Source organism: Acidithiobacillus sp. YTS05, from assembly GCF_024396695.1.
Taxonomy (GTDB): Bacteria; Pseudomonadota; Gammaproteobacteria; order Acidithiobacillales; family Acidithiobacillaceae; genus Igneacidithiobacillus; species Igneacidithiobacillus copahuensis.
This window is the reverse complement of record NZ_CP094359.1, coordinates 2,548,633-2,562,790: the sequence shown is the minus strand read 5'-3', so window position 1 is coordinate 2,562,790 and position 14,158 is coordinate 2,548,633. Positions and strand designations below refer to the sequence as shown.

The window sequence follows — 14,158 nt, the reverse complement described above, 5'->3', positions numbered from 1 at the left end:
ATGCAGCCCCTTCTCCATGCCATTCAACCGGTGCGCCAGATCCAGCTCAAGACCTGGAGCGAATGCTTTGACATGGAGCGCGTCTTCGAGGGACCAGCGCACCGCATGCTGCGCGATGGCGAGACCCGGGTGGTCTTGTTTCGCTCGGGGGTGATCTGCTTCTATGAAGCGGGGCCGGCCTTGCAAGCGCGGATCATGGCGGGTGTACAGGCGGCGTTTCCGGCGGTCAGTAAGGTGAACGTGGAAGAACTCCAGCTCCGTCTGAGTGATCGCGATGGTGTCGGCAAAGAAGCGGTACAGCTTCGCCAGATGGATGATGAGCGCCTCTTTCTGGTGGCCCTGCGTCTGGCCCAGAGTCTGGCTTTGGAACTCCATGAGGAGGCGGTCGAAAGCCTCCTCGAAACTACCCTGAATCTGCTTTCCGAGGTCACCAGAAGCGGACGTTTGCCAGGGCGTAGAGGTGGATACCTGCGTTTTCTGGCGTCGACCTCGGCTACCCGCACCGAGATCCTCTCGCGGCTGGCGGTACTCGACAACCCGGATATCGTCTGGGAAACCCCGGGCCTTGAGCTCCTGTCCCGGGAGCTGTCTGCCGATCTCGAACTCACCAGCCGCTTTCGCGCCCTCGACGAAAAACTCGACGCCATCCGCGAGGGTCTGGAGGTCATCGTCGTCGCCAGCCGCCACGAGCGCGAGACCATTCTGGAATGGATCATCATCGTACTGATTGCCGTGGAACTGGTGGTCATGCTGCTGGGAAACCTGTGGTAGCCGACGCGCAGGGCGCGGAGCTTTTGCCGCGGGTACAGCGCATGACACGCCTGGCGCGCAGTAACGATCCGGCGCAGGTGTTGGTCATCGGTCCATCCTGGGTGGGGGACATGGTGATGGCACAGGTCCTGTTTCAAGTAATGCGCCGGCGTTGGCCGCAGGTGCAGATCGATCTTCTGGCACCGCCGGCCAGTGCGCCCGTGGGGTTGCGCATGGCCGAGCTGCGGCGGGTGATCTCGCTGGAAATTCCGCATGGGAGGCTAGCAATCAAGGCGCGGCGTGGCCTCGCCCGGGAGCTCCAGCCCACCGACTACGACTGGGCCATCTGCCTGCCCAACAGTTTCAAATCGGCGTTGATTCCGTATTGGATGAAGGTTCCGGTGCGCAGTGGTTTTCGTCGCGAGATGCGTGCGTGGCTACTTTCTGATCCCCATCGATTGAATCGCCGCAAACTCCCACGTACCGTGGATCAGTACGTCGCTCTCGGCCTGCCCCCACGTCTGCCGCAGCCGCACAGCTTGCCCGCGCCGCGCTTGCAGATCGACGCAGCGGCCCGATCCCTGGCCTGGCAGGAATTTGGTCTTGATCCCGGGACGCGCGTGGTTGCCCTGGCCCCGGGCGCCGAATTTGGGCCGGCCAAACGCTGGCCGGTCGGTCACTGGACGCGTCTGGCCCAGGCCCTCCTGCAAAGTGGTCACGCGGTCTGGCTCTTTGGTAGTCCCAAGGATGCCGCCATTACCCAAGAAATCGCTGCCCAGGCACCCGGGGCTATCGATCTGGGCGGTCGTACCACCCTGCTGCAGGCCATCGATCTGCTTTCTCTGGCGCCGATCACCGTCAGCAATGACTCCGGCCTGATGCATGTCGCTGGTGCCGTGGGCAGTCGCGTCATTGCCATCTACGGCCCGACTTCGCTGGCAATGACGCCGCCACTGTCGGAAAATGCCCAGGTATTGCGTCGGGATCTACCCTGCAGTCCCTGCGGCAAGCGGGTCTGTCCGCTCAAGCATCACCGTTGTATGGAGGAGATCGAGGTCAGTCAGGTACTGGCAAAGGTATTGGAAAACGCATAGAGGGAGCCTGAAGAGCGATGAACGAGCCGGAGATCCTGTCCGCAACCCCGCATGCTGTCGCTGCCGATAGCGTACTGAGACAACTGGCCAGCCGCTCCGAAGGACTGGGCCACGAGGAAATCGCGGCGCGGCGACAACAGTATGGTGCCAATCGTCTCCCCACCCAGGCTCCCCCAAACTGGGCCCAGCGCTTTCTGCGACAGTTTCGCGATCCCCTCATCTATGTCCTGCTTGCCGCCTTCGTGGTCACTTTGCTCCTCGGGCACCTGCTCGATAGTGCCGTGATCCTGGCGGTGCTGTTGATCAACGCCCTGATCGGTACCCTGCAAGAGGGTAAGGCCGAGAACGCCCTGGCGGCGATCCGCAAGATCCTGCGCCTGCAGGCCAAGGTGCGGCGGGCGGGGGAATGGCAGAACGTCGACGCCGAGAAGCTCGTCCCCGGCGATATCGTGCAGCTGCGCTCCGGCGACCGGGTGCCCGCCGATCTGCGCATCCTCTCGGCCCAGGGGCTGCGCGTCGATGAATCGCTGCTCACCGGCGAATCGTTGCCCAGCGACAAATCGCCGGTGCCGGTAGAAGCCGACGCTGCCCTTGGTGATCGCCACAGCATGCTGTACGCCGGTACCTTTGTGCAGGCGGGACGCGCCGTGGCGGTGGTCACGGCCATCGCCGCGCAGACGGAGCTTGGCAAGATTCAGGGCCTGTTGCAGGAGACGAATACCCTGCAGACGCCGTTGATCCGCCAGATGCAACGCTTCAGCAAAACCCTGGCGCTGCTGGTGCTGGTACTCAGTACGGTGATGGCGGGTATCGGCCTGGCACGACAACTGCTGCCCCCCTTTGAGGTTTTTTTGGCGGTCATCAGTTTTGCCGTGGCGGCCATCCCCGAGGGCTTGCCTGCCATCCTCAGCATCACCCTGGCGATTGGCGTGGAGCGCATGGCGCGCCGGCAGGTCATCGCCCGCCATCTCCACGCTATTGAGACCTTGGGTGCGGTAACTGTCATCTGCACCGATAAAACGGGCACGCTGACCCGCAATGAGATGTTTGCCCGTGGGCTGCGCACCCACGCATCCTGGTATGAGGCTAGCGGTACGGGATATGCGCCGCAGGGCGAGCTTGCCGGCGCAGAGGCGGGCGACAAGGCGCGTTTCGCTGCCCTGGAAGTCGCCAGCGTCGCCAACGATACGCAGCTACGGCAAGAAGGTGGAAATTGGCAGATCATTGGTGAGCCAACAGAGGGTGCCCTGCGTGCCCTGAGCGCCAAGGCCGGTTTTCCCGGCGAGGGGTATCGGCGTCTGGCCAGTATTCCCTTTGAATCGGCGCACAAGCTCATGGCGGTGCTGACAGAGCGGCCCGATGGGCAGCGGCGGATCTTGCTGAAAGGTGCCCCTGACCGGGTTCTGGCGCGTTGTGGGAGCATGCTGGATGCCGATGGCAGCTCGCTGCCCATCGACATCCCTTTCTGGGAACGGGAAAATCAATACTTGGCCAGTCAGGGCTTGCGGGTTTTGGCCTTGGCGCGACGTGATGTCGATGGACAGCAACAGGAAAGCCTGGATCTCGATAGTCTGGGGCAGAACTTCACGCTGCTGGCCTTGGTCGGCATTGTTGATCCGCCTCGTCCGGAGGCCATCACTGCCATCAGCGACTGTCGTCGCGCCGGCATCCAGGTAAAGATGATCACCGGCGATCATGCCGGTACCGCGTTGGCCATTGCCCGGGAAATGGGCCTTGTTGCAGGTGGAGAGTCACAGGTACTTACCGGCACGGAGCTCGATCGCATCGCCCCCGACGATCTCCCGGCGGTAGCCCTGCGGACGCAGGTCTTCGCCCGCACCAGCCCGGAACATAAATTGCGTCTGGTCGAGGCATTGCAGACGCGCGGTCAGGTGGTGGCGATGACTGGAGATGGGGTCAACGACGCCCCGGCTCTGAAACGTGCTGATGTTGGTATCGCCATGGGGGCGCGCGGCAGTGAAGCCGCCAAGGAGGCTGCCGACCTCGTGCTCGTGGATGACAACTTTGCCAGTATTGCCCGAGCGGTCGCTGAGGGTAGGGCGATTTATGACAATCTGCGCAAGGCCATCCTCTTCATCCTGCCCACCAATGGTGCGCAGGGTCTGGTGCTGCTCGCAGCGATCATCGCCGGCCTGCAACTGCCGCTCACGCCGCTGCAAATCCTGTGGGTCAATCTGGTCATCGCCGTCACCCTGGCCCTCGCGCTGGCCTTCGAGCCGGCGGAGCCCGCAATCATGGAGCGTCCGCCGCGTAACCCGGCGGAGAGTTTCCTCGATTGGCGTTTTCTGCTCCGGGTCGCCCTCGTATCCGTAAGTATCGGCGGCGCTACCATGGCCACCTTTTACGCGGAACTGTCCGCGGGAATGCCTGCAGAGTTGGCACGCAGCATGGCGGTGACCACCCTGGTGCTGAGTCAAGCGCTATATCTTTTCAATGTGCGTCACCTGCAGGGCTCGGCGTGGCGGAGATCGACACTGTTCAGCAACCCCATCGCGTGGATTGCCTTGGGAGTGCTGTTGCTGCTGCAGCTCGCCCTTCTCTACTTGCCCCCCCTGCAGCGGGTGTTTCAGACCGTGCCACTGCAACCTCGTCACTGGGGCCTGGCCCTGCTCATTGCCGTAGCGGTGTTTTTCCTGGTGGAGCTGGAAAAGCGCCTGCTCCGCAAGGTGGCATAAAAAAGCCCCGACGAAGCGGGGCGAGGCAGAGGAGGAGCAATGCCGAAGCACTGCAGGGTTGAAATCGTTTGCGCTGGTGCGCGAATTACTCGGTAACGGTCTTTTCCACCTTGATCGTGGAATTGATCTCCACGCGTTGGTTCTGGAAGCGACCCTGCGGCGTGGTATTGCTGGCGATGGGGTCCTCGTAGGAGTGTCCCTTGAGCACCATGCGATCGCGGGCCACGCCATGCTGCTCCAGGTACTGTGCCACACTCTCGGCACGCTGCTGCGAGAGTTTCAGGTTGTAGGCGTAGGAGCCAACCTTGCTGCAGTAGCCATTGACGTTCAGAACCGCATCCGGATGCTTTTCGGCAAAGGCGGCCACTTCATCCAGAACCTGGATGTCATGGCTGAGCAATTTGTAGGAGTTGAGTTTGAAGTTGATGCCGGTGATGGTGATCGGCTTGCTCTCCAGAATTGTTTTCTGCACCGGCGCAATGGGGGCCGGCATCGGAGCAGGAGTGGGTGCGGGCGCCGGTGCGGGGGTGGCGACCGGCGCCGTCTTCGCCGGACAGCCAGAGAAGGGGGCCTCGGCACAGCCGGCGGCAGAAACGAGGACGGCAGCGAGTAGCAGGGTATGGGTAATGCGCATGGTTCTTTTCTCCCGGTAAGCCCTGCGACCACGGTCGCAGGGCATAAAGTCTTAGAAGTCGTAGGTCAGCATGACGCGGTTATAGATGAAATAACCCGTCGACAGATCTCCGTGCGCCACTTCCACGCGATCGCGGATGGACAGACCCTTGATCCAGCCCTGCGGGAAGTAGGTGAGGTCGCCGTAGATGTCGTTGGCGTAGCCTGCCGTCTGCAGGTGATATTGGGCATAGGCGGTCATGAAGAGAAACTGGTTGCTCAGGAAGTGCTGCGTCCACTTGATCTTGAAGCCGTGCCCGGGCCCCATTTCCACCAGACCGCGGATCATGGAAGTGGTGTAGAGCGGATCGGTGGCGTAACCGACGGTGTAAGGCGAGACGATAGCGCCACCACCCACGGCTCCCTGATGGTAGAGGATTTCATTATAGGCAGCGGAGAGCTGACCCTTGCCGAGCAGCGCACTGCCACCGTCGTAGTCGATACCGCCGATCACACCCCAGGCGGTGCTGTTGACCCCATTGCCCTTGAAGCCGTCGATGGGCTTGGTTCCGGGGGCATAGCTGTTGTTCAGCAGACTATTACTTTCCCACTCGCGGTTGATCTGTGCGCCCAGGAAGGGATCCACGCCGCTGCCGGTCTTCAGCGTATATTGGGCATCACCATAAACCGTCTGGGTGAACTGATAGAAGTTGTAGTACCAAGCCTGGGCATCGATGCCATAGCGCTTGTAGCTGGTGCCGAAGGCGAGAATGCCATTGGCGGCAGTATCGGTATTGGGAACGACAGCTGATCCACCGTAAATGGGATCACCGTCAAAGCCCGTGTTGTAGTAGAGGTTATCCCGGTAGTAGTCGGCGGAGGTACGGCTCTTCCAGCGGAAGATGCGCATGCCATAGAGATTCCATCCGCAGTAGGGAGAGACCTGGGCAAAGACGCCTTGGTAAGTGGCGGGAATGACGCGCGAGTCGGAGCCGTTCACCCAAGGGGTGTTAACGATTTGGTTCCCGGCGCGAATCAGCAGGGCGTGCGGAATTTCGTATTGCAGGTAGGCCTGGCCCAGGGCATTGATGGACGTACCCTTACCCATCAGGGTGACATCGGGGTTCACCCGGTTGGCGCCGAGGCTGTTGGCGGTGTAGAAACCCACATCGGCACTGAAACCGGCGAGGGAGGCGGTGTGGGCATTGATATAGCCGCCCAGCGAGAAGGCGCTGAGATTGGTGGCGTTCTTGCCAAAGAAGCGATCGAAGTAGTAGGCGCGGACCTGGCCATCGACCTTGCTATCCATGATGAAGCTTTTCAGAGAGTCATGGCTGCTGGCAGCGTGGGCGACAGCGCTGAAGCCGGTCAGGGCCATCAGCACTGCCAGGGTGTTGGCGCGGTGCTTGAACAACATGGGCATTCTCCTCTTCGGTGTGTTTACTACAACGGCATGATAACAACGGAATGTGACAGCATGATGACAGTTCCGTGAATCTTTTGTGACGTTGTATCCGAAAAGACATTTCGATGCCAGAGGAGAGCTTCGCCCCGCGGTCTCAGTGCAATAGACGCTGGGCCTCGTCGCTCAGGGGATATTCCCAGACCGTGCTTTTTTCGCCCGTGATGCCAAAGTCATTATCGCTGATGAAGAGCAGACTCTTGCCGTCCACTAGGCTCATGCCTTCGACCTTGCCCAGACCCTTGCCAAAGGCATCGTCGCTTTCCCAGAGCAGCTGCAGGGCAAGCGGCTGGATACCGACTTTGGCCAGATCATTTTGCTCTTCCAGGCTGGGGTGGGTATCCGGCCGGGCCCAAGCGGTGCCGATCAGCCGAGTGGCACCGTCAAGGTTGGCTAGGTAGACCGCGACCTTGTTGCCAGCGCGCAGCATCAGCAGCACGCGATGATCATCCACCGCACTCATGGCCGAGAGTTTGAGATCTTTCTGCTTTTCCCCTGGAGCAAAATCTTCAATCCTGGGAAATTCCACGGCATAGCCACCGGCCATTCCGGCAAAGTTGCCCTCGGCATCGAGATGCAGGGTAATCAGCCGATCGATCCGGGAGTTTTTCGCCGTATCGTCATCGGGATTAGCCAGGGGACTTTGCAGGGCCACGAAGAGCAGCTTCTGGTCCGGCGCCAGGGCCATCCCTTCAAAACCGCGGTTGAGCTTGCGCCGGGCCAGTAACGGCGGCAGGACAGCGCGCACCGGGACACTGCTCCCCTGATAGTAGGCTGCCGTGCCCTTGGGTACCAAACGTTCCAGTACGACGCCATTGGCTGCTACCCGCAGCAGGCTGGGCCCATATTCCTCGCCGATCCAGAAACCGCCCTGGGCCAGCGCGGAAATACATTCGGTATCGACCCCGTTGGGGGAGAATGGCAGGGGCTGGAGTTGCCCATTCAGCGGCTTCTCGCCCTTAGGGAGCTCCGGCGGCAGGCCGCTGAAGTTCTGGCCATTAGCCGCGTGCAGCGGAATCGGCTCGCCGCGCAGGGTTACCTGACCTGCTTGCACCAGCAGGGGATAGATGCTGGGAGTATAACCGGGAATGGGGAAGATCACCTCAGATTTGCTACAGACTTCTTTGCCGAGCACCTTGCCACTCTCGTCACAGGGGATGTTCGGACCCCGATCGCTGACGGCATAGAAGTCAGTCCACGCTGAGCCGTGGGCATGGGTCAGTCCACTGCCTGGACCGATGCTCAGATGCAGCTCCCGACCAGCCACGGTGACGGTATCGAGGGGCGCGCGCAGGGCTTCGCCCGCGAGCTCCTGGGCGCTGGCGTGCATGCCATACAGGGCGAGGCAGGCCGCAAACAGGGAAGATTTACGCATGAATTCTCCTTCGGGGAGGGATCCCCCTCCCCATGCACGGCATCAGAACAGGAACTGCCCGCGGAACTGCAGAATGTTCAGGTCGCTGTTATAGCGCGGATCGTTCCACCAGGTGGCGCCAACCGGCTGGGTGCTGGGGATACCGTCCACATGACCGTGGCTGTAGTCGAGCATCAGCCGGACGTGCTCGTTGGCATACCAGTTGATGCCGGCGGTGATGGCATCCCCTCGGCCACCATAGATGCCGGCATTGGCATCATTGAGGTTGAGGCGGTCATAGCGCAGAGCGACTTCCCAGGCACCACCAGGGCCGATGTCCTTCAGATAATGGAACTCGCCGAGCTTCGGCTTGAAATTGCGCGGCTGGCCGGTGAGGGTGTAGCTCGCCTGCACGTAGTAGCCATTGAAGCTGGCGGTGGGCAGCCCGAGGCTGCGGGAGACATTCATGCCGACATAGGCGCCTTCGAGCGAGAAGGGACCGGCCACGGCCGCAGTTTCCAGGGTATAGTTGAACTGGCTGCTGGGATTGCTGACGTAGGCTTCCAGGAGCTTGGTGCCGGCCACGCTGGTTTCCGGGCGGGTGCCGTAGAAGGCGGCGGCGTTTTTGTCACCAAAGCCGGTATAGTTCAGGTTGGCGCCAAAATAGAGGTCGTTGCCGTAGCTGTGCAACGGGGCATAGGTGGCACGCCCGGAGATGGTGTAGATGCCACTCTGGTTGCTGGTGCTGTTGCTGATGCTGGCGACGGTCTCCGTTTTGGTATAGGCAGTTCGGGCGACACCACTGTATTTGGTGTAGACCTTTTCATCCAGGGCGTTCATGAAGCCGCCCAGACCCAACATCCAGTTCTCGCCACTCTGAGTGATCTTGAGGCCCATGCGCCGGTCGCCGTAGGTATCGAGGCCTTCCAGCAGCGGCCGCTCCATGAAGACGTTGTCGTTGGAGCTGTTCAACTGGTCCATGGTGAAGAAGGTCTTGGCCTGGCCTAGGGTGATGGTGTTGCCGGGCATCAGGCCGGTGTAGGCAAAGTAGGCATCCCGGAAACCTGCCGCACCGCCCCCCGTCTGGGTGAATTCGTACTGGAACTTGAATTTCCAGTCTTCGCCGATCTTGCCGGCGGTAAAGATGCGCGCCCGGCGCAGAATGGCGCCGGCGGCGCCCATGTCGGTGACCGAACCATTTGGGGCAAGGAAGGACTTGTTGAAGTAGGTGGCGTAATCGGCCTGGATACGCCCGCCCAACATCAGGCTGTAATCGTCGTTTTTGGCGTGCAGAACCGTGGATTCATCGGCCTGGGCCAGGACGGGAATGGCAGAAATGGTGGCGATTGCCACCAGAATGAAGCGCTTCTTCATGGTTAACTCCCTCTACAGTTGGTGGATACTGCAAAGAGGTCCATCGAATCCCCTCTCCGACAGGAGAAGGTATTCTTGATAGTTGCATACGCTCTTTACACTATCGACTTGTGCATCGAATCATAGCAGGGAATTGTGACACTTTTATGAACCTTTGATGACACTTTTGTGACAGCGGTCGGTGGCTGCCCTCCTGCGACAAGCTGGCGTATGATCTGCAAATAGCTTGACCAAAAGGTCGTCCATGCCCATCGAGATTCGCCAGCTGCGTACCATCGAAGCCGTTCTGCAACACGGCAGCATTGCCGCGGCGGCGCAGCGCCTGCACCTGACCCAGTCGGCCCTCTCGCACCAGCTCCGGGGCCTGGAAAATGAATTCGAGATCAAGATCTTTGACCGCGACAGTGGCAACAACCTGCGTCTCAGCCCGGCAGGGGAACGGCTTTATGCCCTGGCGCGGGAGGTCCTGCCAGCCCTGCGGCGGACCCAGGAGGAGCTGCGCCGGCTCGCCTCGGGGCGGGGGGGACGATTGCGTATCGCCGTGGAGTGCCATACCTGTTTCGACTGGCTGACCCCCGCGATGGACCAGTTTCGTGCCAGTTGGCCCGACGTGGAGATGGATATCGCCTCCGGATTCCAGCAGGATCCGGTGCAACTGCTGCGCGCTTATCAGGCCGACCTGGCCATTCTCAGTGCCCCCGAGGCCCTGCCTGGCGAAATCGAGCGCCATGCCCTGTTCAGTTACGAGGTGGTGGCGCTGCTGAGCCCGCGTCATCCCCTGGCCGAACGCCCCTTTCTGCTGCCCGAGGATTTCCTCGAGGAGACTGTCATCACCTACCCGGTGGAAGACCGGCGCCTGGACTTGTTTCGGGAATTTTTGCACCCCGCCGGTGTACAGCCGTGGCGACGGCGGCAGGCGGAATTGACGGTCATCATCCTGCAGCTGGTGGCCTCCGGGCAGGGGATTGCCGCCTTGCCTGCCTGGGCGGTGAGCAGCTACGGTGATCGCGGTTATGTACGAGCCCTGCCCCTGGGTCCGCGGGGACTCTGGCAGAATCTGGAAGCAGCCACTTTGCAGGGGCAAAGTGAACAGCCCCATCTACAGGCCTTTCTGAGCGAGATTCGCGCCAGTGCGAGCAGCGAACTGCGCGGCATTCGCCGCTTGTAGGACAGGGGCGCCAGTAGAGGAGAAAAAGGGATGGGCACGGAAACGGTACTTTTCGATATCGATCTGATCCAACGCTATGACCGGCCAGGGCCGCGCTATACCTCCTATCCTACGGCACCGCAATTCGCCGCGGAGTTCGATGAAAGCGCCTTGCGGGCGGAGCTGCGCGCGAGTAATGCCAGCGGCAAACCCTTGTCATTGTATTTTCACATTCCCTTTTGCGAGCATCTGTGTTTTTACTGCGCCTGTACCAAGGTGGTGACGCGGCATCGGGAATGGGGTCAGCCTTACGTGGAGCGCCTGCTGCGGGAAATGGCGCTGATCCGGCGCGATATCGATGCGCAGCGCCCGGTCACCCAACTGCATTTTGGTGGTGGTACCCCCACCTTTCTCTTGCGTGCGGACCTGGAGCGTCTGGTGAACGGCATCCAGGCGCAGTTCCGTCTGCTCGATGATGATACCGGCGAGTATGGGATCGAGGTCGACCCGCGCGCCATCGAACCGGGAGTACTGGCCCTGTTGCGTAACCGCGGCTGGAATCGTCTGAGCATGGGGGTGCAGGATCTCGATCCGGCGGTGCAGAAGGCGGTACATCGTGAGCAAAGCCTGGATCTGCTGGCAGAGCTGATACAGGAGGCGCGCAGCCTGGGCTATCGCTCTATCAGTCTCGATCTGATCTACGGACTGCCCTTGCAAAGCCCGCAGAGTTTTGCCGAAACCCTGGCGCAAATCATCTCCTTGCGCCCGGATCGTCTGTCTCTGTTCAATTATGCCCATCTGCCCGAGCGCTTCCCGCCGCAGCGGCGCATTCGTGCCGAGGAGCTGCCCAGCCCGGCGCAGAAACTGGAGATTCTGCAGCAGAGCATCGGCGCTCTGGAGGCTGCCGGGTACGTCTATATCGGTATGGATCATTTTGCTCTGCCCGAGGACGAGCTCACCCGGGCGCAACTACAAGGCCATCTCTACCGGAATTTTCAGGGGTATTCTACCCACTCCAATGCCGACCTGCTGGCCTTTGGCATGAGCGCCATTGCCATGGTTGGCCCGAGTTACAGCCAAAACCGCAAGGATCTGGAGGCCTGGGGAGCGGCAGTGGATGCCGGACGGCTGCCGGTGGAGCGGGGGCTACGCCTGACGGCTGACGACCTGCTGCGCCGGGAGGTGATCACCCGCCTGATCTGTGATTTTCGCCTTGATGTCGCGGTTGTCGAGGCGCGGCATGGTATCGATTTCTGGCGCTATTTTGCCGAGAGTCGCGGGACCCTGGAGGCTCTGGCACGGGATGGGCTGATTACCCTGAACGAAGGTGGCGTCACTGTACTTCCGGCAGGACGTCTGCTGGTGCGCCACGTGTGCATGGCCTTCGATGCCTACCTGGGGCGCAGCCAGACGCAGTTCTCGCGGGTGATTTAGCGGCCTTGTAGGCGTGCCGCCCACTCTTCGGGGTCGAAGCCGAGCAAGAGATCGTCATCCCTCTGTACGATGGGGCGACGAATCAGACTGGGGTTGGCGAGCATCAGGGCGATCGCGGCATCCGCATCGGCGACCGCGCGCTGTGCTTCGCTCAGGCGACGCCAGGTAGTGCCGCGGCGATTGATCAACGCCTCCCAGCCGCGTTCCGCCGCCCAATGCCGCAGGGCCGTTTCTGGTACCCCAGCCTTCTTATAGTCGTGGAATACATAGGCCACCCCGTGCTCATGCAACCAGGCGAAGGCCTTTTTCATGGTGCTGCAGTTGGCAATGCCATAGACGGTAATGCTCATGCTGGCGCTCCTTTCTCGAGAATCAATACCTGAAAACGCTCTCCCATCTCCTGCGGCAGGGTGAGGATCTTGACTTCGTTGTTCAACGCAAGGCGCTGCTCCGGGCTGGCCTGGGCCTCGAGCCCGGAATAGACCTCCGGCAGGCCGTGGGTGACGAGAAAGCGTGCCAGGGGGCCATACCAAGCAATTTGCAGACCTGCTGCCACGGCCGCTGCCATGAGGGCGGAAAAATTGACGTCGGCGGTCAGATCGCAAAGCCCCGGCCAGTAGAAGGGATCCTCCAGCAGGTGATGACGATGGTAGGCGCGCAGGCTGCCCAGGTAGCGCTGCGGCTGGTAACAGGCCGCCGCCTCCTGGCCGTAGTCGATGAGGAGAATGCGGCCCTGCTGTAGGCGCGCGGCCAGACTGTGCAGCCACGCCGTTGCTGCCGGACAGACTTCGCTGCGGTAGCCGACGGGCCAATGGGCGACATACGGGCGAATGGGCTCCAGCAAGGGCCTGGGGAGAGGCTGAGACGCGGGAGCCCAGGCAAAGCCGTTGGCATCTGCTGCCACTCCCATCTCGCGCAGGGTACCATCGGCCATCTTTTCGACGACGGCGACGGGCATGGCGTCGAGCACCTCGTTGGCGAGGAAGACGCCATGCCACTCGGCTGGGAGCCGCTGCAGATGCTGCACCGCCGGACAGCGGGCGCGCTGCTGCGCCTGCAGGTCGGGACTGAGTTCCAGGATATGGTACGGGACTTGCGGCAGAACCTCATGGATCTGTGCCGCGAGGGCGCCACTCCCGCCACCCAGTTCGAGGATGCCGTCGCGCCCGGCATGGGGCGCAAGGGTGCGGGCGAGGACGCGTCCCAGCACCGCACCCAGCTCGGGCGCGGTGACGAAGTCTCCGGCCGGGCCAAAGCGCCGTTGACCGGCCATGTAATAGCCTTTCCCCGGGGCATAGAGGGCCATTTCCATATACTCGGCGAAGGAAATCCATCCCCCAGCAGCGGCGATGCGAGCGCGAATTTCCTTTTGCAGGGTCAGGCTGTGGGCCTGGGCGGCGGGATCCGGTGCCGGCAAGGTAGATGCCTTGCGCGCTGCAGGCGATTGGGTTACAACCCCATTTCGTTTTGGTTGCATGGAACTCCTGGTGCAGGCTTCGGGAAAGGTGGTTCTCCTCACGGGTGGCGCACGTCGCGTGGGGGCGGCCATTGCCCGCGAACTCGCCGTGCAAGGCTGCCAGTTGGCCCTTCACTATAGACGATCGCGGCCGGAGGCCGAAGCCTTGGCGAGCGCCTTGCGGCAGGAATTCGCGACAACTGTGGAACTGTTCTGCGCTGATCTCAGCGCAGAGAATGCCCCTGACTGTCTGCTGCAGCAGGTGCACGACCGCTTCGGCCGCCTCGACGGATTGGTCAACAACGCCTCTCTGTATCGTCCGGCGCCCTTCTCCGGATTGCGCCTGGAGGACTGGCAGGAGATGGAGGCGATCCACATTCGTGCGCCGCTGTTCTTGACTCGGGCCGCTTGGCCCCTGCTGCGTGCGCAAGCCGGCGCCATCGTCAATATTGGCGATGTGCATGGCGAGATTCCCCTGCGTGGCTATCTTCCCTACAGCGTCAGCAAGGCCGGTCTCTTGGCGCTGACGCGCGCCCTGGCCAAGGAGCTGGGGCCAGAGGTACGCGTCAACAGTGTCTCCCCGGGAGTGGTTCTTTGGGCGGAGGGCAAAGATCCGCCGGATGGTGACCGCGCCGGACTTCTCGCCCGTACCGCCCTGAAGCGTGAGGGAGAACCTGCCGACATTGCCCGGGCAGTCGCCTGGCTGCTCTTCGATGCGCCCTATGTAACGGGGCAGAACATCGTCGTGGACGGCGGGCGTATGTTATATTGAGACGATG

At 61.7% G+C, this 14,158-nt stretch carries 12 protein-coding genes; 6 read left to right on the top strand and 6 right to left on the bottom strand.

Going from position 1 to position 14,158, the window contains the following annotated elements:
- From MQE22_RS12745 to MQE22_RS12735, 3 genes are read left to right on the top strand one after another with little or no spacing between them, the layout of a single operon-like run.
- Complete coding sequence (locus tag MQE22_RS12745) at nucleotides 1-771, top strand: RMD1 family protein (RefSeq protein ID WP_215872199.1); 771 nt, start codon at nucleotides 1-3, stop codon at nucleotides 769-771.
- Nucleotides 765-1,844: a lipopolysaccharide heptosyltransferase II gene (gene waaF / locus MQE22_RS12740; protein ID WP_255789778.1), complete on the top strand. Its 1,080-nt coding sequence runs from the start codon at nucleotides 765-767 to the stop codon at nucleotides 1,842-1,844. The genes MQE22_RS12745 and waaF overlap by 7 nt, the downstream gene beginning before the upstream one ends.
- Nucleotides 1,845-1,861: 17 nt before the next feature.
- Nucleotides 1,862-4,540 carry a cation-translocating P-type ATPase gene (locus MQE22_RS12735; protein WP_215872200.1) on the top strand — a complete coding sequence of 893 codons (2,679 nt, stop codon included), beginning with the start codon at nucleotides 1,862-1,864 and terminating at the stop codon, nucleotides 4,538-4,540.
- Between the two features lie 85 nt (nucleotides 4,541-4,625).
- Here MQE22_RS12735 and MQE22_RS12730 read toward each other — a convergent pair whose 3' ends face one another.
- The 4 genes from MQE22_RS12730 to MQE22_RS12715 all read right to left on the bottom strand — a co-directional run bounded on the left by MQE22_RS12730 (nucleotide 4,626) and on the right by MQE22_RS12715 (nucleotide 9,342).
- Nucleotides 4,626-5,174 (bottom strand): OmpA family protein, encoded by a 549-nt coding sequence (locus MQE22_RS12730; protein ID WP_215872201.1) that lies wholly within the window; start codon nucleotides 5,172-5,174, stop codon nucleotides 4,626-4,628.
- 51 nt (nucleotides 5,175-5,225) lie between these two features.
- Nucleotides 5,226-6,569, bottom strand: coding sequence for an OprD family outer membrane porin (locus MQE22_RS12725; RefSeq protein ID WP_215872202.1), 1,344 nt, complete (start codon nucleotides 6,567-6,569; stop codon nucleotides 5,226-5,228).
- Nucleotides 6,570-6,711: 142 nt separating this feature from the next.
- Entirely contained in the window at nucleotides 6,712-7,989 is a 1,278-nt protein-coding gene (locus MQE22_RS12720) for an esterase-like activity of phytase family protein (RefSeq protein WP_215872203.1), read from the bottom strand.
- A 42-nt stretch (nucleotides 7,990-8,031) separates the two neighbouring features.
- Nucleotides 8,032-9,342, bottom strand: coding sequence for an OprO/OprP family phosphate-selective porin (locus MQE22_RS12715; protein WP_215872204.1), 1,311 nt, complete (start codon nucleotides 9,340-9,342; stop codon nucleotides 8,032-8,034).
- A gap of 244 nt (nucleotides 9,343-9,586) precedes the next feature.
- Between MQE22_RS12715 and MQE22_RS12710 the strand changes: the two genes are divergently transcribed.
- Entirely contained in the window at nucleotides 9,587-10,510 is a 924-nt protein-coding gene (locus MQE22_RS12710; protein WP_215872205.1) for a LysR family transcriptional regulator, read from the top strand.
- 30 nt (nucleotides 10,511-10,540) lie between these two features.
- On the top strand, nucleotides 10,541-11,923 hold the full coding sequence (gene hemN, locus MQE22_RS12705) for an oxygen-independent coproporphyrinogen III oxidase (RefSeq protein WP_215872206.1): 1,383 nt from the start codon (nucleotides 10,541-10,543) through the stop codon (nucleotides 11,921-11,923).
- On the opposite strand, the gene MQE22_RS12700 is transcribed toward hemN, so the two are convergent.
- Nucleotides 11,920-12,273 carry an ArsC family reductase gene (locus MQE22_RS12700; protein ID WP_255789777.1) on the bottom strand — a complete coding sequence of 118 codons (354 nt, stop codon included), beginning with the start codon at nucleotides 12,271-12,273 and terminating at the stop codon, nucleotides 11,920-11,922. The genes hemN and MQE22_RS12700 overlap by 4 nt on opposite strands.
- Nucleotides 12,270-13,400, bottom strand: a complete 1,131-nt coding sequence (locus MQE22_RS12695) for a class I SAM-dependent methyltransferase (protein ID WP_255789776.1) — start codon at nucleotides 13,398-13,400, stop codon at nucleotides 12,270-12,272. Before MQE22_RS12695 ends, MQE22_RS12700 begins: the two co-directional genes overlap by 4 nt.
- Nucleotides 13,401-13,410: 10 nt before the next feature.
- On the opposite strand from MQE22_RS12695, the gene MQE22_RS12690 reads away from it, so the two are divergent.
- Nucleotides 13,411-14,151, top strand: a complete 741-nt coding sequence (locus MQE22_RS12690; protein ID WP_255789775.1) for an SDR family oxidoreductase — start codon at nucleotides 13,411-13,413, stop codon at nucleotides 14,149-14,151.
- Nucleotides 14,152-14,158 lie beyond the last annotated feature (7 nt).